Below are 21,429 nucleotides of genomic sequence, written 5' to 3' on the forward strand. Positions count from 1 at the left end.
ATCAAGGTCAGGATGACAAAAATCGTCTATAATAGCTTGTTAATAAATAGTATTTGTAGGCCGAATCAACTGTAGCTCACAATAACTAATATACACCTGCATTCAGCCTACTCTTCGACAGCGCGTAGGGCCGATTGATCCGGTCCAGCACGACATAAATTGAATCCTTATTTTCGTTGACACCGGTCAGAATAACATGCGATCCGTTGGTCGTCTGGTAGTTGAGAATCATTCGCTTCCGTTTGCCATCTTCCTGACGCATTTCGGATTTTATCCCTTTTGTACGTCGAGTAGTACGGGCAATCGCTTCAATTTTTGAATTTTCGGGGCCAATATTCGCCAAGGCTGTCGCCGGAATCCAGTTGTCTGCTGGTTTATCCTTGCGGTCTTTTGGGCTCGGTTTACCCTTCTTGGAATCCTGTCCAGAAGGCGAATCGCCCTCACCACCTTCACCTCGTCGACCATCGAACGGGCGGTATTTATCCTGTAAATACAGCGTGTGATTAACGGGGTCGGCATCGTAATAAAATACCCGCTGGCCACCCGCTACGCCTGTCAGCTCAAAGGTTCGGTTAAGATCACGCATGGGCGAGCCACCGCCATTAGACAAATCCAACGGCGTCGCTCGAGCTACCTTAAACGTCAATGTTGACCAATTTTCAAATGTGGCTTCCTGCCAACGCAGAGAATCCACTGGTGAATAAGGGATGGTCTTATTGTTAATTCGGAACTCCGTTATATTGTAATTACCCCGAAGCTCCCGAACGCCTTTCTGAGCGGGCTGTTTGTACGGATCGTATCGGAAATTGAGGTATTGAATCCAGCCTAGCAGCACTAGGAAAACGAATATAGTAGCGGTTTTAAGGCCAATGCGGGCTCCTTTCTGCCAACCTTTAAATGTTGGATAGTAATAAACGGGAATCGTGAATTTCTCCCGAATAAACAGATTATACAAATCCCGAACGTAGTATATCAGTAGAAATCCGGAAAGTAGTACGAAATACGAACTGTACCCATGAACCCCACCATCGTAAGCGATATTCACGTAAACAATATCAGCTAGGGCACCGAAAAGCAGCACAGAGCCCCAAAACGTAGTGGCCCGGAAGAAGAGCAGCGCCCCCGCCAGCACTTCGACGACACCCGTAAATACTTCATACCAGGGTGCAATACCGATGGACAACCAATAAATTTTCTGCGCCGTCAGATCGCCAAAATTGGTGTTCAGTAAACCCAGTGATGGATACGGCAATTGCGTCGGCATCAATTTGGTAAACCCAAACCCAATAATCCCGATTCCCGCCCGGTAGCGAACGACGACTCGCAGCCAGTAATACAATAAATTATAGTTACGCGGCTCTGCTTTTCGAAGTCGAACGATGGCCGTCCATACTAACCCGATAGCCGCAGAAACAAGCAGGATAAACACCCATTCACCCCAACCCATCCAGGCAGGCCACCATTTCACTCTGCCTAACAAGTTTGGTTGGAAACGCGCTACGTCATATAGATCGCGGTAATGCAGATGTAGCCAGTCGAGCGAGAAGGCATTTTTATACCAGTTCGCGCTGGTTGGCAGCGACATGGCAATGAAGAAAATAAAGGCAATACGGAACAGGATTTTTTGCCAACTACTCCAGTCTTGAAAACGTTTGATCGTTGCAGTTGAAGCGTCGTCGGGAGCGGGCTTTTTCGCCAATACGTAAGTATCTACCAGTTCTTCGGGCGAAACCAGTCCTAAGTCTAACCGTTCGGGAGTGATATTTGGAAGTGCCATGAATACGCAATGGTTAGAGTTTGAGAGTACCGCGACGGCCCGCTTTGGCCGCTTCGTTGAGTAGGTATTTCTTATTCAACTTATGTAGCACAACGTAGACCGAATCCCGATTCTCGTTAAGTCCTGACAGAACTAAATCCTGTTTGCCAACTTGATTATAGTGCAGCGTCAGCGTTTCGTTTGGATAATTCGGATTCCGATTTTTCAGCGATAATATGTGCTGTACCGAATCAATCTGATAGCTGTAATAATGCCGTCCGGCGGAGCCAGCTTCTTCGTACGTACGGTCTGCATCTGCCTTATGAATCTGTTCGGTTTCTACTTTGTCGAGTAAAACGGGCCGGTTTGATTTGATGCTGATCGTATTCCAGGTTTCAAAGACGACATCCTGCCAACGCAACGAATCTGTTTTCGAATAGGGATGTGTCTGTCCCGCCAGTTTGAATTCAGCGACGTCATACACTCCGGCAGTTCCCGGCAGACCAGGCGTTTTGGGGAACTGGTATGGGCCAATCCGATAAGCCGCGTAGGTTTTGTATCCGTAAACGAAAACGGCAAAAAGGATAAACGCGCTTTTAAGTGCCAGACGACCATAACGCTGCCAGGCTTCTGTCAGCACAGGCTTAAATCGATTGGGTATGGCCGGTTGCTCCAGTGAAACGAGTCGAAATAGCCGAACGGCATCGAAGGCAAATAGAAACAGAGCATACGTGATTAGCAAAAAGCTATACACATACTCGCCCCCTTCGTAGGCCAGGTTCGACATGAAGATATTTCCCAGAAACGGAATGATGATCAGTGTAGCAATCGAGGTCGTTTTCCGATTCAGCAGTAGCAATCCTCCAAGAATTTCAACTAGCCCTAAAAATGACTCGTAGGAAGGCACAATCCCTATGCTCAGCGAAAACAATTTCCAGGCTGTAAAATCACCGTAGGCCGTATTTAGGTTGCTGATCGATGGTAGTGGCGCCTGCATCGGAAATAATTTAAGAAATCCGTACGCCAACACACCGATGGCCAGCCGATAGCGAAGAATGACTTGTAGCCAGTAATAAAGCTCCGTATAATCCTGTCGTTGATTATCGCGAATCGTCCATATCACCGTACCTACTAATGCGATAATCGCAACAATACCCCAGTTAGCGAACGTATCGACGGGACCGAAAAAATGCGGGGCGTAGTGTGACAGATTGAACAGGTCACGATAGTAATAGGCACCCCAATCGATCGTAAACAGATCGCGGTAAAAGTGCCAATCGAGTGGAACAGCCTGGATTACAAAATACAGGAAGACAAAGCGGAAAACGATCCGTTCGCCGTTCGACCAGGCAGGTAGTGAAGCAGATTCAGCGTTAGACATCGTTCGAGTAGTTGGATTTTATTTAGCTGGTTCGTTGGGCCGGGCGGGTGATTGATTGATCACTTTGCGCGCTTTCAGATCGAACTTTTGCCCTTTGCCAATAAAGTAGAACGGTCCGCCAGTGCTGTTTTGGCTCGATGGGTATTTCGTACTATTCGCAATTTGGGCTGCTTCATAAATGCCTACGTACGAGTTACCAATTACGTCGAATGTATTTTGTTGCACCACAATCGCTGTGCTTTCGTCGATTGCAATACCGAGTAATTCGGGCCTAGATTTGATGACATCAACCAGATCGAACTGGCGATTTCGGCGTAGAAAGTGCTGATCAATCGTGACGTTGTGAATAAAATCGAGGCCCTGTGTATGATCGCCAATCATGATCGAGTTGCCTTTAGTATCGCCCCGAACCATGAATGAACCTTGAATCGTTGCACCCGCTGACGTACCGCCAATCACGCCACCCCGATCGAGTACAGCCTTGAATTCTTTGTGAGATAGTGTATTCAGATACGAATCGGCTATCCGCCAGTGACGTCCACCGACAAACCAGACGCCTGTAGCATTCTTTAATGGCGCCACAAACGATTCCTGGTTGGCGACTTTGGGATCGCGTGTATGAAGAACAGTCAGATTCTTGACGCCTAGTTTCTGTAATTGTTCCAGTTCCCGTGGCGTGCGGACAACGGACGAATCCTCACCCGCTGTGGGAACTACCACAATCCAGGCGTTGGCCGCTCCACCCGCCAAGTCAATAAATCGATGCCAGATTTCGGGGCCCATAGCTCCACCACCGACAATTACCAACGCCCCTTTTTCAGGGCCCACCGTTGGGGGTGTCTGCGCCTGAGTTAACGTTGTGATTAAGCTTAAAAAGAGGAAGGTGAAAATGAGTTGCTTTTTCATGTTAATGATTTCTCTAAAGAACATTAGCCTATTATTTGTCCTGCTGACGAAGGAAGCATCTTCGAGGGAGATCATTTATTTAGCTACCGAACCGGGCCGCCGGAGCGGATGCTTCCTTCGTCAGCAGGACAAAAACGCCTTTTCAAAATAAACTGAGCTATTTTACTTGGGCACTTATTATACAATCGTTATATCGATACACGGCTTTATAAGCTAATAGCCAGGATTTTGCGTAAGTGCTTTATCGGCTAGAATCTCGCTGTTTGGAATGGGTAGTACGTATTTATTCGCATCGGTAATGCCCAGTACAGTCGCTACCCGACCCGTTCGCACTAGGTTAAACCAACGGTCAGTTTCAAAGGGAAACTCAACCTGCCGTTCGGTTTCAATGGCTAGTAGGATGGCATCCTTTGTTGCCGCTTGTGATGCCGCTAAACCAGCTCGGTCGCGAACGGCGTTTAGGTCTGCTAATGCCGTTGTTATTTTGCCGAGTTGGGCGCGCGCTTCGGCCCGAATTAGATACAATTCCGACAACCGGATGATGTAAGCCGGATCAGTTCCCAGAGGAGTACGATAGTAAAGTTTGCCATACCACAAATTACCCGGAGCAGCGGTTTGGGCGATCAGGTCTTTACGGTTGCCACCGACGGCTGGATCGTTGAGTAGTGTAACCAGAGCCGCATTAGGCGCCCATTCGCGCCGACCACTCAGGGCCGGGGGAAGCCACCAGTTATAATTGCCATTCTTAAACGAATTCGTATAGGCAACTTCGAAAATCGATTCAGTCGTAGCCGCAGCATTATTCGCATAGAAGGTATTGTATGGCTTGGCTAACTTGTAACTCGTGGCATCGTCAATGATTTTGCTGGCGTAGGTTTCGGCCTGATCCCATTCCTGTCGATACAGGTGATAGCGCGCCCGCAACGCCCACACTGTTTTCCGGGTTATTTTGTTACGATTAGTGGTTGCACTCACTAACGGTTCAGCAGCCGTCAAATCCTTTAGAATTTGAGCATAGGTATCAGCCACACTACTACGGGCAATTCCGGTATTATCCGAAGGTGTACGCGTTGCTTTTAGAATCAACTGAACGCCACCCCATCCCCGAACCAGATCGAAATACGATAACGCCCGAATAGCATACGCTTCGCCCTGAATCTGGTTCTTGCGATCAGCCGTTAGTTGCGGATCGGCCAACGTAGGAACCGTTTCGAGTAAATAATTTGCCTGTAAAATTGCCCGGTAAATTGCCTGCCAGGCTGAACCTACATAGCTGTTATCGGCGGTTAATTTCCGGGAGGTAATTTCCTGTGGAGCCGACTGAGAACCAGTCCATTGAATATCACCACCCGATAAGTATGACAATGATGGATAGTTGGAACCGTAATACCCATCGCTACCCAGCCGATTATAAAGGCCATTGACGGCAGCTTCGGCCGTACTGGCATTGGTAATGGCCTGCGACTCATCGACCTGTAGTTCGGGCTGCACATTTAGAAAACTCTGGCAACCCGCGAGTAAAAGGACAAACGGAATCAGTTTAAACGAATTTTTCATGATATCGGATCGTGGCTGATTCGACCGCAGAGAGCGAATCAGCCACTGGTTTACTGTTAGATAGTCAGATTGAGGCCAAATTGGGCAGTACGGGGCTGAGGGGGTGTACCCAGGTCATAGCCTTGCGTAGTGGGATTTCCTGTTACGTTTACTTCTGGATCAGGCCCCTGATAATTACTCAGCAACCACAGATTGGAGCCATTGTAATAAACACGCGCTGAAGAGATACCAATTTTGCTTAGGATCGCTTTAGGAATCGTGTAACCAAACACGACTGAATTGAGCCGGATGAACGAACCATCTTCTACAAATCGGCTGGTTGGGCTCAGGTTGTAATTGTTTCCTATCGTTGTTACGCGGGGAACATCCGTAATGTCGCCTTCTTTCTGCCAGCGATTCAACTGGTTTTTGTTGATAGCCCGTCGGTCGTCGCGCGTACCGCCCGATTCATGGAAAAATCGATTGTTGTTGAAGACTTTACTGCCGGAACTGAAATTGAAGAATACCGACAGATCGAACCCTTTATAGGAAAATGAATTGTTCAAACCACCAAAGAATTTCGGTAATGCACTGCCGTAGAATTGCTTATCAGCCACGGTAATCAGCCCGTCTTTATTCACATCTTCGTAGACAGCATCACCCGTTTTTGGATCGACATAGAGTTGCTTGTAGACGAAAAAGGCGTGAAACGGCTGGCCCTGCGCCATGCGTTCGGTAGCATAGCTGGCATCCACAGGAATCGAAAGCCGCTCGATCCGGTTTACGTTGGTCGCAATATTAAAACTGGTATTCCACTGAAAACCGCCTTTGCTGATGTTCAGGGAGTTGATGGCAAACTCAAGTCCGCGATTGCTGATTTCGCCGTCGTTGCGGTAGATGCTGGCAAAGCCTGAACTCTGCGCCAGGGGCACTTGCAGCAACAAATCGTAGGTGTATTTCGAATAGGCGTTGATTTCCAGACCAATTCGGTTGTTTAGCAAGCCTACGTTTACCCCAATATTCGTCTGGCGAGTCGTTTCCCATTTCAATTCCGGATTCGCCAGTTGAACAGGAACCGTGCCAGGATTGTCCTGATAATTGTAACCACCGCCCCAAAGTCCGCGCGATGCATAATTGTCGATGCCGTTCTGATTCCCAGTCCAGCCAACGCTCGCCCGGATTTTCAGATCACTCAGGAACGTAGCATTCTGGAGAAAACGCTCCTGTTTCAACTGCCAGGCTACCCCAGCGGAAGGGAAATAGCCCCAGCGATGTCCATCCGCAAACTTCGACGACGCATCAGCCCGCAAGCTGGCTTCGAAAAAGTATTTCCGGGCAAAGTTGTAATCGACCCGTCCGAAGAAAGAGGCAAGATTATATTGGTTGCGGTTGGACGACGATGTAGTGACCGATGCTGATGCAATCTGTTTGAACGCATCTGATGGGAAATTGGTCCCCTGCGCTAACGTCTGAGTCGATACGTTGCCCTGGAATGTATTGCCTAACAGCGCGCCAAAATTATGTTGTGAACCGAACGTTTGCCGATACGAAAGTGTCTGTTCGTTAATCCAGATCGTATTTTTGCTAATGCTCGAGGTTGCCAATCCTTTGCTGGCACTACCCCGGTTCGTGAGCGTATTCCAGTATTCGTATTCATTATAGTCGTTGTAATCAATACTCCAGCTACTCCGAAATTTCAGGTTGCTCAGAATGTCGTATTCGCCGTAGATATTACCAATATAACGCGTACTGGTCGAGTGCATATCGGTATTGTTGATCAGTACGTCGAGGTTATCGAACCCAGCCCATTTGGCGTACGTACCGTCCGTGTTGAACTTAGGCAAATAGGTTGGTGTGTGTAGCGCGGCTTGTAAAATACCCCCTTGTGGACCATCACCGACACGGGCGTTGGTCCGGTTCGACTGCGAAAAAATGTTGCTCGTGCCAATCCGAACTTTATCCGTAATATCCTGATCCAGATTTAGTTTAAAACTTGCCCGAGAAAAGTCGTTGGTCCGTAGCGTAGCTTGTTGACTGGTATAGCCACCGCCCAGATAAAACCGCGTTTGCTTAGTACCGCCCGATACAGCTACATCATAATTCTGTAGAGCCCCCGTCCGGAAAATGTCGCTTAGTCGATCATACGTAGGTTGATCTTCTGGTAAACCACGTTCACCTTCCGAAACGGGTCGGAAAGGTCGCGTAGAGGCTGGTTTACCGTCGTTGGTCCAGGCTTCGTTGATAATCGTCGCGTGTTCGGGGCCCGTTACCAAATCCCAAAGCTTGGGCGCCCATGCCTTCCCGACCGAAGCGTTGAGCCTCACTTTCGTTTTGCTATTGTAATTGCCTCGCTTGGTCGTAATCAGGACGACACCATTGGCTGCCCGCGCTCCGTAAATAGCCGTTGCTTCGGCATCTTTCAAAATCGAAATCGATTCAATATCAGCAGGATTAATGTCGGCTAGTGGGTTATTGGATTGCCCCTGCGTCGTGATTTTTTGCAGGGACTGGTTGTTGACGAACACACCATCCACAACATAAAGTGGATCGTTGCTGGCATTGATAGATGTCGTTCCCCGAATTCGGAAAAAGATTCCATCGCCGGGTACGCCCGTATTTGCGGCTACCTGCACACCAGCGGCCCGTCCCTGCAATTGTTGATCGAAACTGGCAACGGGACGATTCTTGATCTCATCAGCATTGACCTGACTGACCGAACCCACCAGATTTTTACGATCCTGGGTACCGTAGCCAACCACCACCACTTCACTCAGCTGCGAAGCTGACTCTTGTAAAGTAATGTTAAGTGGATTGCTTGAGCTAATTTTTAGAGTAGTCGTTTGGTAGCCAATGGCCGAAACAACTACCTCGTCACCAACCTGCGCTTCCAGCGTAAAATGGCCTTCAGCGTTCGTGGTTGCCCCTTTTGTTTGATTTTTCAGGACGATGTTTGCGCCTGGAAGTGCTTCGCCTGTCTGGGTTCGAATCGTACCCGATTGGCGGGAAGGGGTTGATTGAGCGAATACTCCTCCGCAGGAAAGTAGCCAGATTACTCCTGCAAATAAAAGTTTTTGCATTACTTTGTTTTGGTTATATGAAAAATGAGGCTTGTCAGAGCCTTGTTAGTAACTAGCCGGAACGGTTGCCGCCGTTTCGGCTTTTTTATGCCTCATAAACCAGTTGCCGCTGAATCACGAAGCTGTACGTATTAGCTATTCTTCCTGAAACTTTACCTTTCCAGGGAATTTATAAAACCATATATCCTATTGATTTTGTAGGATAAAAAGCAATCATTTAGTTTTCCGTCATTTTAACTTGCACTTGTGAATTGATGAATATTGTGTTAAAGTAGGCAGTCTATTATCCAACCCGAAAATTGTACGAAGCAGATAAGAGCAGAGAATCATTAGGGGCAGCAATCAGGCGCATTAAATTCAAAAAATGCACCGATACGAACAGAGTGCCCTATTCATTTTTAGGAAGTACTCATGGTAAAACGCCTACTAATCTTGTTAATTAGTAGGCAAAGGTGATTAGCCGATTTTACATTTCCAAAAATATTTAAAAAAAATGATTATCAGGCAATTATCTATTAGTCTATAGAGAATTACTGTTATTACAAACTGGCTATAAGTCTTTTTACTTAGAAAGTATAGTGGTTAATTGGCTCCGAATGACAGGTAAGTTTTAGAAATTGAGCAGGTTAGTGTAGTTAGCTTACTTGGTTTAACCTAACAAGAATCTACTTGAAAAAGGCCTACTATATACACTAAATCTATCAAAGCGGCTGATGTAAAAAGTAGGACTTTGTTGGGAATTTCAGTGAGCCGACCGGATGAATAATACAGAAACTATCGCCAGACCGACCCTAATCGAGTAAGGTCGGCTGACGTAGTAACGTACCTACTAACCTATCATGCTAATACTTATGGACTGTATTCTATAATCTCGCTTATTAATCGAATCAGTGATCGCCATATCGTTTTTCTCCCGCCAGGATAGCAACCGCCAGTTTGTTGTCTTTAGGTGGGGTTGGGCAGGTGGCATAGGACGTAAAGGCACAGGGCGGATTGGTCGCTTTATTGAAATCCAGATACGTAAAGCCTTCGGCATCTGGCCCTGGCGCGTCTAAAAACCGCCCCCACCATACGTTTCATGTTTATTGGTCTGATCGGCAAAAACGAAGTGCAAATGAGTAAGATTTCCGGTCGCATCAAGGCCATACTCTTTGCCATTTATCATAAATAACAACCGCCCTGGCGAGTCCTGATCACTTGTCCGACCAGTGATGTCGGTAATGGCAATTTTCTTACCGGGCGTTGGTACAAACTTCGCTTTAATGCGCCAGTCGGTACTGATTGGATATGTGTCGATACCCTTAAATTCTTTTAAAAAAGGGCTTTCCAGATCGCGCAGACGAATCGCGTATTTATCGCCCCGCTGGATGACAAACCACCGCAACGACTTATGTTTCAGCGTAACAGGTTTGCCTGTGTACGGAAAAAGCTGGAGTTTCTGACCGGTGTATCGCCTGAAAATACTTGAGCATTAGATGCCGTTTCTACTGAAACAGTGCCGTTTTTTAGGATGAATTTGCCTAGCGTTGCATCGCTATGATCTGACGGAAACACAATCTTGTTTTTATCGCTGCAGCCAAAGGTGTTTTCACCTTCGGTTAGCCAGAATAGCCCTGCCAGATTAAGCCAGCCTTCTTCTTTTTTCAGAAGTGTCTATAAATCCACAGCTACTCTGCAGCCGGGCTGCCGGAGCAGTAGTAATTGTAAGACGGCGTAAAGGTAAAGCCCCCTTTTTTTCATTTCCAAACTTAATATATGAATTTTATAGAAATAAACTAACTATATCAAAGGGAGTATAGAAAACCTTTTATTAATCCAAAATTAGTACTCCTATCAACTACAGTAATCGATAGAGCAAAAGATAACTTTCTAGTAGTCAGACGATTATGCTTGCTCAGCAACCTCCGTACTTTTAACAGATTTCAACACTGAGCTTAGAACACCCGGAAATTTTTTCTCCAATTCTTCAGTCCGTAGCGAAATCAAACTTTGGTTACTGTAAGGTCTTATATGAATAACCCCAGCTTCTCGCAGCACCCGAATATGATGAGACATAGTTGACTTGGCAACGGAAGTCGGGATGGTGCCACAGGCCTGTTCACATTCGGATAGGGCCAGACATTGCACGTAATTTAGCCGTACGGGGTCACTCAGCGCGTGGAGCACACCCGTCAGCGTGATTTGGTCAGCGGTAGGATGTTGGTACTGTTTCATAAAGTAGATTCTGTTGCTAATTAATGAAGTAGCTACAGTAGTTGTCAACACAACAATGTGACTACTGAAAATAATTCATTAGTTTTTTTAGAATTGAGAAACCATCTGCATAGTCATCTTGTTCGACATCCATAAAACAATCAAAGTTCGATAATTGTAGAACAATAAAACATTCAACCTGATTTAAAATGAAAACGTTAAACTTTCGAACTCAGTCGCTGATCGCAGGCATGCTCGTCTTGACAATCGCGCTATTTTTAATCACGCCAAACTTATTTTCTAATAAGCCAACATCATCCAATAGTGGTAATCCTACTTCGCCAACACCGCCGACCGAAAGCAAAGTAGCCACCGATGCTTTCGTTATAAAACGTGAAACAATTACCGATGAACTTCAATCAACTGGGACTATTCAGGCCAATCAGGAAGTCGATCTGGTCAGTGAAGTGTCCCGTAAGCTGATTCGGGTTTATGCTCGTGAAGGTAGTAACGTAAACCAGGGTACGTTGCTTTACAAGTTAGACGACGCTGATCTGCTCGCTAAAAAGCATAAAATAGCGCTTCAGGAAAAATTGGCTAAGCTAGACGAAAAACGCTTCCGCGAACTTTTGGCCACAGAAGCGATCAATCAGCAGGAATACGATAAAGTATTGACCAATCTGAATGTGTTGCAGGCTGAAATGGCGATGGTTGATGTAGACTTGGCCAAAACCGAAATCCGGGCGCCGTTTGCGGGAAAATTAGGTCTAAAACGCGTCGACGTTGGTGCTTACGTAACCCCATCGACTGTTTTAAGTTCGATTGATGACATTAGCCGGGTAGAGGTAACATTCACGATCCCCGAAAAATATGCGTCACAGGTTCGCCCAGGCCAGACTATTCATTTTACGACCGAAAACAGCAGTCGTCCGTTTTTGGCGAAGGTTACGGCTACGGAACAAAAGATGGAAGCCAATACCCGGAGTTTATTGGTCAAGGCCATTAGTGAAAACAAAGGCGGTAAACTGGTACCCGGTTCTTCGGCTAAGATTGCATTTGCGCTGCATGTGGCTCAAGACGGAATTTTGGTACCTACGCAAGCCCTGATTCCGAATGCTAAAGGGTATTCTTTGTTCAGAATCAAAAGCGGAAAAGCCGAGCGTCGGGAAGTAAAAACCGGAAATCGAACCAAAGGAACCGTACAGATTCTGGAAGGCCTAGCGATTGGCGATACGGTATTGACGACCAATTTACTACGTATAGACACGGGTGTATCAGTGACAGCATCAACTATTGAGTAATTAGTACTGAGGCTCCCAGGGTCTGTGTCCTTACAGACACATGTGCGCCAGCAGCAGTAATCATCCGAAAGGGTGTCTGTGAGGACACAGACCCTGGGAATGGAAGTCTTTATCTTTATTTAGGAAGGGCGCCAGCCACATTCATTGTTCTCCTTCTCTTTGTTTTAAACATACTCCACAATGAGTTTATCGGGAATCAGTATTCAGCGGCCAGTGCTGGCCGGGGTACTCTCTGTATTAATTATACTTTTTGGGTTCGTCGGGCTGACATACCTAGGAATTCGCGAATATCCCGTTACGGATTCGCCAATCGTAACAGTTACCACAACCTATCCAGGTGCCAGCCCCGACGTAATTGCCTATCAGATTACCAAGCCATTAGAAGAGGCCGTCGGAGAAGCCAACGGCATTCGAACCATTTCGTCGGTATCGCGGGAAGCGGCCAGTGTGATTACGGTTGAATTTAACCTCAATGCAGATCTGGAAGCGGCCGCTAATGATGTACGGGATAAGGTAACCAAAGCCCGGCGTCTGCTGCCCGGTGACGTTGATCCACCCATCGTGGAAAAAGCCAACAGTGGCGACATTGTGATTTTTATGGCGGTGGAAAGCAAAACTCGTAGCATTCTAGAAGTAAGCAACATTGCCTCCACGGTCATCAAAGAGCGTATGCAGACCATTCCGGGCGTAAAAAGGGTGGGTATTGCTGGGGAGAAAAAGTACGCTATGCGCTTGCGAATCGATCCGGCAAAACTGGCGGCTTACCGGCTCACACCTTCGGATATTGAACAAGCTTTGCGTAAAGAAAACGTGGACCTACCTTCGGGCCGGATTGAAGGCGATCGCAATGAACTGACGGTTCGAACGCTAGGACGATTGACGAGAGAGGACGATTTCAACAACATGATCGTCAAGCAGGAGGGTAACAGTATTATTCGGTTTCGGGATATTGGCTATGCTGAGTTGGGCGCGGAGAACGAGCGGACGGCCATTCTGAATAGTTTGAAGGGGAATTCCGCTACCATCGGTGTTTTTGTTGAACCTCAACGCGGAGCTAACGCTGTTGCCATTGCCGATGAGTTTTACGCGCGACTGAAGGAACTGCGTAAAGAAATACCCGCCGATTACGAGCTGACAATCGGGAAAGACTTTACCGAACCGATCCGGGACTCCATTTCTGAAGTGGAAGAAACGCTGTTCGTTGCGTTTGGGCTGGTTATTCTGATTCTGTTTCTTTTCCTGCGCGACTGGCGATCGACGATTATCCCGGTCGTTGCTATTCCGGTGTCCATTGTCTCGGCTTTCTTTATCATGTACATCGCGGGTTATTCGATCAATATCTTGACGCTGCTGGCGCTGGTACTGGCGATTGGTTTGGTGGTGGATGATGCCATTGTGGTACTGGAGAATATTTATGCCAAAGTGGAAGAGGGCATGTCGCCGTTGCAGGCTGCGTTTAAAGGATCGTCGGAAATCTACTTTGCTGTCATCTCGACCACCATTACGTTAGCGGCCGTATTTCTGCCGATTCTGTTTCTGCCGGGTATTACCGGAAAGCTTTTCCAGGAGTTCGCCGTAGTCGTTGCGGGTTCGGTGTTGGTGTCAGCATTTGTGGCTCTGACGCTTTCTCCGATGATGAGTGCGTACCTGCTAAAACGGCATGACAAACCCAACTGGCTATACCGAAAAACGGAGCCTTATTTTCTGGCGTTGAACCGGGGATACGAACGGTCGCTGTCTGGATTCATGCGCTACCGCTGGGTTGCTTTTCCGACATTGATCGTAACGTTCGGGCTAATCTATATTATTGGTAAACAACTCCCTTCTGAGCTGGCTCCGCTGGAAGATCGCTCGCAGATCAGCTTGGCCGTCATAGCACCGGAAGGATCGTCGTACGAGTATACGGAAAAGTACATGGCCGAGATTGCCAAATTCTCGGTCGACTCAACGCCGGGTTTGTTTCAAACGTATTCGATTTTGGCTCTGACATTTGGCCCTCCGGCTCCGGTGAATATTGCCATTCAGAATACGTTCCTCAAAAAAGCCGACCAGCGCACCACGACCCAGGCCGATGTCTTCGCGACCTACGCCAGAAATATCCAGAACTTCCGAGGTGTGATGGTCTTCCCAGTGCAGCCACCAACCATTGGTAGTCGATTCGGACAGGCCCAGCCCGTTCAGTACGTCTTGCAGGGCACGAATCTGGCGGCTATTACAGCTGTGTTGCCTAAGTTTATGGATGAAGCGCGCAAAAGCCCAGTTCTACGATTCGCTGATTCAGATTTGAAGGTCAATAAACCGGAATTAGTCCTTCAGATTAACCGCGATAAAGCAGCTGAGTTAGGTATCTCCGTTGCGGAAATTGCCCGGAGCCTGCAACTGGCACTAAGTGGTCAGCGGTACGGGTATTTTATTTACAATGATCGTCAGTATGAGGTAATCGGTCAGTTGCAAAAACAGGATCGTGATACGCCCTATGATTTAAAAGCGATGTATGTACGGACCCGAACCGGAGACGTTGTATCGCTGGATAACCTGGTTTCGTTCAAGGAAAGCATTAGTCCGGCGGCCATTTATCGGTACGATCAATCCATTTCAGCAACTGTATCGGCGGGGTTAGCACCCGGTTTCACAATCGGCGACGGTGTAGCGGAAATGAACCGAATTGCCAAGATCGTTTTGCCGCCAACTATCAAAACCTCCCTGGCGGGTGAATCGCGGGATTACTCCGAAAGCTCGTCGAGTTTGCTCTTTGCGTTTGTGTTCGCGCTGGTGCTGATCTATCTGGTTCTGGCGGCTCAGTTTGAAAGCTTAGTCGATCCGTTTATTATCCTATTGACGGTACCGATGGCTATGACGGGTGCTCTGCTAAGTCTATGGGTATTCGGTCAGACGCTAAATATTTTCAGCCAGATCGGGATTATTACCCTCATCGGGTTAATCACTAAAAATGGTATCCTGATTGTTGAGTTTGCCAACCAACAAAAAGAAGAAGGTTTGAGTACGCTCGAAGCCGCCAAAATGGCAGCAGCCTCCCGATTCAGGCCAATTTTAATGACCAGCCTCGCGATGATCTTCGGTACCATTCCGATCGCACTGACCGTAAACAGTCGAAACTCGCTCGGAACAGTAATTGTCGGCGGTTTGCTGTTCGCTGGTCTGCTCACACTCTACATCATTCCCGCAGTGTATTCTTATTTCTCGCGCGTACCCAAGAAGAAAGCCGAAGAGCTGGAACTGGTCGCGTGATACCAATTTGTTTCTCACCATACGATTATGAAATATCCAATTAATACCGTCGGCTTATTGCTGGTAATCGGTGCTCTATTTAGCTCAATAACGCGGGCACAGGTTCGTCAATTGACGATGGAAAGTGCCGTTCAACTGGCAATCGATAAAAATCGCGACTTGCAGGTAGCCACGCTGGAAACTTCGAAAGCCGCTCAAAAAGTGCAGGAAGCACGGGGCTATGCGTTGCCAACAGTAGCCGCTTCAGCGCAATACCTGTATTATTTCAACAAGCAGGTTTCATTCCTACCCGGTAGTTTTGTCGGGTTAGGTGAAGATCAACTGGCCATGTTCCGGGTTGGAGGTTCGAATGCATTTTTGGGTGGAGTAGCTGTATCTCAACCGTTATTTCAGGCCAGTGTTCGCTCGGGTATTCAAGCAGCACAAATCGATAGGTTAGTCACGGAACAGGCGCTGGCGGATGTTCGGGCAACCGTCGTCACCGATGTAAAAAAAGCGTATCTGGACGTACTAATCACGCAGGAACAACTGCGATTGCACCAGCAGAGTATCACTCGCAATGAGCAAGCGTTGAAAGATTCCCGTTCGCTGTTAGCACAAGGACGGGCCTCACGCGTCGATACGCTGCGCGCTTATGTAACACTCGAAAACCTGCGCCCGACACTTATTCAGTTAACGAACCGAATTGGCATTACGACAACGGTGCTGAAGCGTACAATGGGATTGGACGAGCGGGAAGAAATTGACCTACAGGACTCGCTACGTTACGACAATGCTTTCTTCGTTTCGCCGGGTACCGATGCCTTCCTCGACGCTGTACAAGCCCGGCCTGAAGTGCGCCGTTTGGAATTGATTGAACAGCTAAACAGGGAACAAATTGCGTTGCAGGTAGCCGAGAAAGGACCAAAATTATCTGCGATTGGATTGGTACAATCCCAGTCGCAGGCTAATAATTTTCGGCTAGGTGATTACCAATGGCCCGTAAGCTCGTACGTAGGCTTGCAGCTTAATGTTCCGATTTTTACGGGTTTTCGAACGAATTCGCGGATTCAACAGGCGCAGATAACCCGTCGGCAAAGCGAAACACAATTGGCTAATCTGAAGGAGATCGTGCGGGCGCAGGTGAAAATAAGTCTGGCGAACGTACAGGAAGCTCGGTTACGTATCCAAACCCAGCAACAGACGATTTCCGTTGCCGAATTAGGCTACCGGATCACTCGCGACCGCTGGAAACAGGGCATTGCCTCCCGATTAGATCTGACCGATGCAGAACTCTCGCTTACGCAGGCTAAATCAAACTACCTCCAGGCCGTTTATGATTACCTGATTGCATCGGTCGAATTAGATAAGGTATTAGGTCGAATAAAGTAGTGTCTTAGGGGCAAACGGTGTCTACCGCATAAATGATGGTACTTACTATCCTAGGGTCGTGAGTTATTTAGTTTTCAGATATAAGAAATAGCTATTTAACAAAAGTCCGGCGTCTAAATGTTAGCTAAAGTATGAAAAATAACGTGCTAACTGCTTCTGGATTTTGCATCTCGTAAAACGCTGATTTATTAATATTTGTCTACCTCAGTCAGTCGCATAGGTTGAAATCAGGTAATTATACGCTAAAGCCATTTAGTCTGTCTAAATAATTTTGGCCTTCCTTAAACGGCTCATTATTACTTTACCTTATGAAACGATTCTTTGTCGTTACGCTCCTACTAGGCGCTAGCTTAACGGCTACTGCCCAGGTGAAAAACCAGTTAGCTAATACCGCCTGGCAAGGTACCGTCGAGACCAGCAAAGTCGTGGATGTTGTGCTTCGGTATGGAGCAGACACGATGAGGATGTATACGGTAGCCGACAAGCAGTTGCTCGAAACAATGTCTTATACGATGAAAGGAGATACACTGACTTGGCAAAAAGTAAGTGGCACTAGTCCCTGTGACACCCAAGCGATTGGGATCTATCAAGTGGTGATCAAGAATGAGGAGATGGTATTGAAACTACTTAAAGATGATTGTCGATTACGATCAGGTTCCTTGCTACCAAAGCCATTCAAGAAAGTAGAATACAGCAATAAATAGCTTAAAATTTGAGGTGAGTGAAATGATTTTTACTGTATGAAAGTGAAGCTATACCTAGTCACAGTGGTAATAGCGAAGCGTATACGACTGATGGCGTTTGACAGATAGTAAAACATAACCGTCTCCTAAAAGGCTCATTTACGCAGTCGGCTATCGAGTGGTATGAGAGATTGACCAACTACCTCCACTTCCGCATATGAAGCATGTTGGGGGTGCAACAAGAGATTGTACGACATCTCCAAGATGACAGAAGGTACCGCTACAGCTAAGCAAAAAGGGGCTTGCAGCCATTCCGTTAGGATCGTTTGAGTTTCGCCTAAAGTACCACTCTTCCAATAAGCCGGTAGCTTGGTAGGATCAAGCCAAAAAATACTGTCAGCTTCGACAGGCAAACGTAGAGTACTCAACCACAGTTGAGGTAGTTCGGTTAAGGTTAAGGGAGGTAAATGCACCAACGTTTCCAGCAGTGCCAGCTCGGGTGTACGACTGGTGTACAGGATCCCCGTACCTTTCGGATTCCAACGGCCTCCATGTCGATGGCTTCCCACAACCGATAATGGCTCCTGGTGGTAGGGCTCTTTGTTGATACGATAGACGTCCATTCGCTTACCCCACCAGGCCCCATTCGATGCGACCCAGTACATCTTCGGCTAGTGAGAAACCGGATACTGTATCCAGCACCGCTAGAGGGGATTGAACTACCAATGAGTCTTTAGACAACGCATGGGGCGTTTCTTTGATAGCTAGCTGAGTAGGCGGCTCAAGGGGTTGACTAAAAGTCCCCATATCTTGAAGAGAGCTAGGGACGATTAGCTCAAGATTCGAGTTCGTCTCTGGACGGTAGGCTAATTCAGCCAGTGGCGTACGTAACCAACGAGCCAGTAGATCCGCTCGTCCGTCAAAGACGGCAAGACCTCGCTGGACGAGTCGCTCCAGCAACAAGAGTCGTTCACTAGCGGCCAAACTCAATCGTGTCGCCGTGGCCTTTCCATGCAAGCCTCTGATGGACATGTTCAGGATACGGGCCATCTCTTTATCGGTGAGCCCCACCAAGCGAGCGACTTCATCGACGCGTCGGCGCAAAACACCTTGTCTGGCTTGGCTGATAATGCTGGTAACTGGCAGAACCGTTTGCATAAGCTAGGTAGGAATATATAGCGCAAAAATACACATTATAAATGGCAAATTTGCACTAAAAGTTTCTCATCCTACGTACAAGCCAAACAGGTTAATCTGTATGTTTTAATTATACCTCGTTCGCCGAACGAGAATAGATGCAGGCGGGGTGACCAGACATGGCTTCACCTGACAATCTTTCCCGAATGAATAGTTATCGGTATTAATATCCCAATCACAGAAAAGACGCTCCTTTGAGACAAATGAATTTTATGATCTACCTCTGAAATGTGGCGCTAGAAGATGTTTTTTCGTATAGATACAACTAGTAATCAGGCATTTGCATCTACACGAAACCCATAATATATTAATCAGACCCTTTTTGAGACAATTCTATGCTATTCGGATATGCACGCGTTTCTATCGCTCCGGCGGCCCGGTCAAGATCAGAACTTAGTTCTCCAGTTGGATGATCTCAAAAAAGCAGGTTGTCAGAAAATCTTTCAGGAGAAGGTATCTTCGGCCAAAGTAAGACCGCAACTTCAAAAGCGGTTAGATATTCTTCGAGAAGGAGATACAATTATAGTCTGGAAACTGGATCGGCTAGGGAGATCACTCAAAGAGCTTTTCACACTGACCAATGACTTTGAAAGTAAAGAACCGGGTCGCCGGAGCGATCGGTTTTCGGAGTTTGAATGATGCCATTGATACCACTACGGCTCAAGGGCGTTTAGTATTTAATTTGTTTGCATCCCTAGCCGAATTCGATGGCACCGGCCACCCGGCGTGATCTGATCCGCGAGCGAACCAAAGCGGGTTGGCCGCTGCGTGTGCCAGAGGGCGAATCGGCGGACGACCGAAGGGCCTTTCTAGCGAAGCCCAAGCAAAGGCAAGGGCTGTTAAGTCGATACATGCCCTCAAGACGCATACGATTCCGGAAATTGGTCAGTTGTTTAATCTCAGCCGAGCAACGGTATACCGGTATTTGGCTTGGCAGAGAAAAAATAGCAGTTGATTCATTAATGATAGTGCTTCATAAAATGGGCGTTTCACGAGATAGTAGCCAATTCTACACTTAGAGTAAAGCGCGTTATTGGTTCAAGAACAATCGCAAAGTAGGTATGCCAATCCGAGGCTATTCCCTTTCTCGTTCACAGTTACCGATCCCTTAAAAATACAGTAAATCCTTGCTTTTTCAGTCGCTTATGGGTCAATTGCTCGTTCAATTGATCACTTTTCTTTTCGCTGAATTAATCATGAATAAACTAATTATTTTCTGCACTATTCTTGGATGGCTAAGCTCTCTCAGCCTACTAAAAGCGCAAGGTAATAAAACCAATCTGTTAATGGGTATTGGTAATAATACGACCAATGGTAGTTACAATACGAGTTATGGCTGGTTGGACAATCTGCCTGGAGTGCCCAACCAGCCTGACTATCCGACCGGATCGGGAAATACCTTTATGGGGGCAAACTCTGGTACCGACAACCGAGGCTCCAACAACACTGCGGTAGGTTTTAATGCGGGCGGCTGGTTTATTAAAGGGTCCCAGAATGTGTTTATTGGCACTAATGCAGCCTCCTATGCTTACTCTTCAGATTATGGCGATATCGGCCCCGGCGTTACTAGTAGAACGCTAACGGGCAACAGCTTTTTAGGCTATCAGGCCGGCTATTATAATCGGGCCGATTACAACGTATTTATTGGTTACCAGTCAGGCTACTCCAATGTGACCGGCACCCATAATGTGTTTGTGGGATCAAACACAGGCTATACTAATACGGGGGCCGACAATGCCTTTCTAGGTTTTCAGGCGGGTCAGAATAACACCACCGGCACGGATAACACCTTTCTGGGGTCGCTGGCTGGACAGAGCAATACCACCGGTCAATTCAACTCGTTTGTGGGCAGCTATACAGGTCAGGCCAATACCACGGGTCGACTGAATGTCTTTATGGGCTATGGCACTGGCTCGAACAATTCCGCAGGCCGAGTCAATACCTTTCTAGGGTCTTATGCCGGCTTAGCCAATACCACCGGCAATCAAAATTCCTTTGTGGGCTACCAGGCAGGCCAGGCCAACACGACTGGCACCAATAACACATTCATGGGTTACAATGCAGGGTATAATGTAACCACGGGTAGCAACAACATTATCATCGGGCCCAGTTCGGGCACTGCCGTCACGGATGGCAGTGATAATGTATTGATGGGCTACAACAGCCAGTCCGAAGATGGACTTGATAACGCCATCGCCATCGGTGCCAATAGTCGGGTGGCGGCTAGTAATGCCCTAATCTTGGGCAATCGGGTCAACGTAGGCATTGGTACCTCTGCCCCTGCTAACCGCTTAGAAGTGGTCAGCCAATTGGCCAATACTAGCGGTTTAACCTTAACCAACCTGACGACTGCCAGCCCCACCAGCCGCACCACCGATCAATTTTTAACGGTTAGTGAAGCGGGAGAAGTTGTTAAAGCTAGATATCAATTACGCATCAATAATGCCAACGAATGGAGTGATAAGGTTTTCAGTCCAACTTATCCCCTACAATCGCTTTCTTCTGTCGAAGCATACATTGGCCAACACCGTCATTTGCCGGGAGTGCCCTCAGCGGAGCAGGTAGCGAAAGAAGGCATCGATCTAGTGAAGATGAATGCTATGCTGCTGGAGAAGTTGGAAGAGTTGACACTGTATAGTATTGAGCTTGAGAAGACGAATCAACACCTTCGTCAAAAAGATCAACAGTTAGACTCTGACAACAAGCAGCAACAAACGGAGATTGACGAATTAAAGAGGCTCATGAAACAAGTACTTCAGAAGAAGTGATGTTTGATAAT

General features: G+C 47.2%; 15 protein-coding genes and 1 pseudogene. 7 read left to right on the forward strand and 9 right to left on the reverse strand.

The annotated features are described in order from the left end of the window. Window positions 1-85: 85 nt before the first annotated feature. The 7 genes and pseudogenes from ACYVE4_RS03375 to ACYVE4_RS03405 form a co-directional block, all read right to left on the reverse strand. Window positions 86-1,777: a hypothetical protein gene (locus ACYVE4_RS03375; RefSeq protein WP_460995499.1), complete on the reverse strand. Its 1,692-nt coding sequence runs from the start codon at window positions 1,775-1,777 to the stop codon at window positions 86-88. Window positions 1,778-1,790: 13 nt separating this feature from the next. Then, a complete protein-coding gene (locus tag ACYVE4_RS03380) occupies window positions 1,791-3,137 on the reverse strand; it encodes a DoxX family protein (protein WP_460995500.1) in 1,347 nt (448 codons plus the stop codon). A gap of 18 nt (window positions 3,138-3,155) precedes the next feature. Beyond that, entirely contained in the window at window positions 3,156-4,043 is an 888-nt protein-coding gene (locus tag ACYVE4_RS03385; protein WP_460995501.1) for a cyanophycinase, read from the reverse strand. 213 nt (window positions 4,044-4,256) lie between these two features. Further along, complete coding sequence (locus ACYVE4_RS03390) at window positions 4,257-5,600, reverse strand: RagB/SusD family nutrient uptake outer membrane protein (RefSeq protein ID WP_460995502.1); 1,344 nt, start codon at window positions 5,598-5,600, stop codon at window positions 4,257-4,259. 56 nt (window positions 5,601-5,656) lie between these two features. After that, complete coding sequence (locus tag ACYVE4_RS03395) at window positions 5,657-8,656, reverse strand: SusC/RagA family TonB-linked outer membrane protein (RefSeq protein WP_460995503.1); 3,000 nt, start codon at window positions 8,654-8,656, stop codon at window positions 5,657-5,659. 887 nt (window positions 8,657-9,543) lie between these two features. Beyond that, window positions 9,544-10,040 (reverse strand): annotated as a pseudogene (locus ACYVE4_RS03400) (DUF1684 domain-containing protein). A gap of 500 nt (window positions 10,041-10,540) precedes the next feature. Continuing rightward, on the reverse strand, window positions 10,541-10,870 hold the full coding sequence (locus tag ACYVE4_RS03405; RefSeq protein ID WP_460995504.1) for an ArsR/SmtB family transcription factor: 330 nt from the start codon (window positions 10,868-10,870) through the stop codon (window positions 10,541-10,543). 188 nt (window positions 10,871-11,058) lie between these two features. Here ACYVE4_RS03405 and ACYVE4_RS03410 point away from each other — a divergent pair, with 188 nt between their 5' ends. The 4 genes from ACYVE4_RS03410 (at window position 11,059) to ACYVE4_RS03425 (ending at window position 17,474) form a co-directional block, all read left to right on the forward strand. Further along, complete coding sequence (locus tag ACYVE4_RS03410) at window positions 11,059-12,150, forward strand: efflux RND transporter periplasmic adaptor subunit (RefSeq protein WP_460995505.1); 1,092 nt, start codon at window positions 11,059-11,061, stop codon at window positions 12,148-12,150. Window positions 12,151-12,330: 180 nt separating this feature from the next. Then, window positions 12,331-15,399 carry an efflux RND transporter permease subunit gene (locus tag ACYVE4_RS03415; RefSeq protein WP_460995506.1) on the forward strand — a complete coding sequence of 1,023 codons (3,069 nt, stop codon included), beginning with the start codon at window positions 12,331-12,333 and terminating at the stop codon, window positions 15,397-15,399. 27 nt (window positions 15,400-15,426) lie between these two features. Beyond that, window positions 15,427-16,770 carry a TolC family protein gene (locus ACYVE4_RS03420; RefSeq protein WP_460995507.1) on the forward strand — a complete coding sequence of 448 codons (1,344 nt, stop codon included), beginning with the start codon at window positions 15,427-15,429 and terminating at the stop codon, window positions 16,768-16,770. Window positions 16,771-17,078: 308 nt separating this feature from the next. Then, window positions 17,079-17,474, forward strand: a complete 396-nt coding sequence (locus ACYVE4_RS03425; RefSeq protein ID WP_460995508.1) for a hypothetical protein — start codon at window positions 17,079-17,081, stop codon at window positions 17,472-17,474. Window positions 17,475-17,608: 134 nt separating this feature from the next. On the opposite strand, the gene ACYVE4_RS03430 is transcribed toward ACYVE4_RS03425, so the two are convergent. Further along, entirely contained in the window at window positions 17,609-18,118 is a 510-nt protein-coding gene (locus ACYVE4_RS03430; RefSeq protein WP_460995509.1) for an RES family NAD+ phosphorylase, read from the reverse strand. Next, window positions 18,081-18,611 carry an antitoxin Xre-like helix-turn-helix domain-containing protein gene (locus ACYVE4_RS03435; protein WP_460995510.1) on the reverse strand — a complete coding sequence of 177 codons (531 nt, stop codon included), beginning with the start codon at window positions 18,609-18,611 and terminating at the stop codon, window positions 18,081-18,083. Before ACYVE4_RS03435 ends, ACYVE4_RS03430 begins: the two co-directional genes overlap by 38 nt. Before the next feature lie 387 nt (window positions 18,612-18,998). Between ACYVE4_RS03435 and ACYVE4_RS03440 the strand changes: the two genes are divergently transcribed. The 3 genes from ACYVE4_RS03440 (at window position 18,999) to ACYVE4_RS03450 (ending at window position 21,418) form a co-directional block, all read left to right on the forward strand. After that, entirely contained in the window at window positions 18,999-19,289 is a 291-nt protein-coding gene (locus ACYVE4_RS03440) for a recombinase family protein (RefSeq protein WP_460995511.1), read from the forward strand. Between the two features lie 118 nt (window positions 19,290-19,407). Then, complete coding sequence (locus ACYVE4_RS03445) at window positions 19,408-19,605, forward strand: helix-turn-helix domain-containing protein (RefSeq protein ID WP_460995512.1); 198 nt, start codon at window positions 19,408-19,410, stop codon at window positions 19,603-19,605. Window positions 19,606-19,846: 241 nt separating this feature from the next. Beyond that, on the forward strand, window positions 19,847-21,418 hold the full coding sequence (locus tag ACYVE4_RS03450) for a hypothetical protein (RefSeq protein WP_460995513.1): 1,572 nt from the start codon (window positions 19,847-19,849) through the stop codon (window positions 21,416-21,418). The last annotated feature ends 11 nt before the right edge of the window (window positions 21,419-21,429 follow it).

Source organism: Spirosoma harenae, from assembly GCF_054776975.1.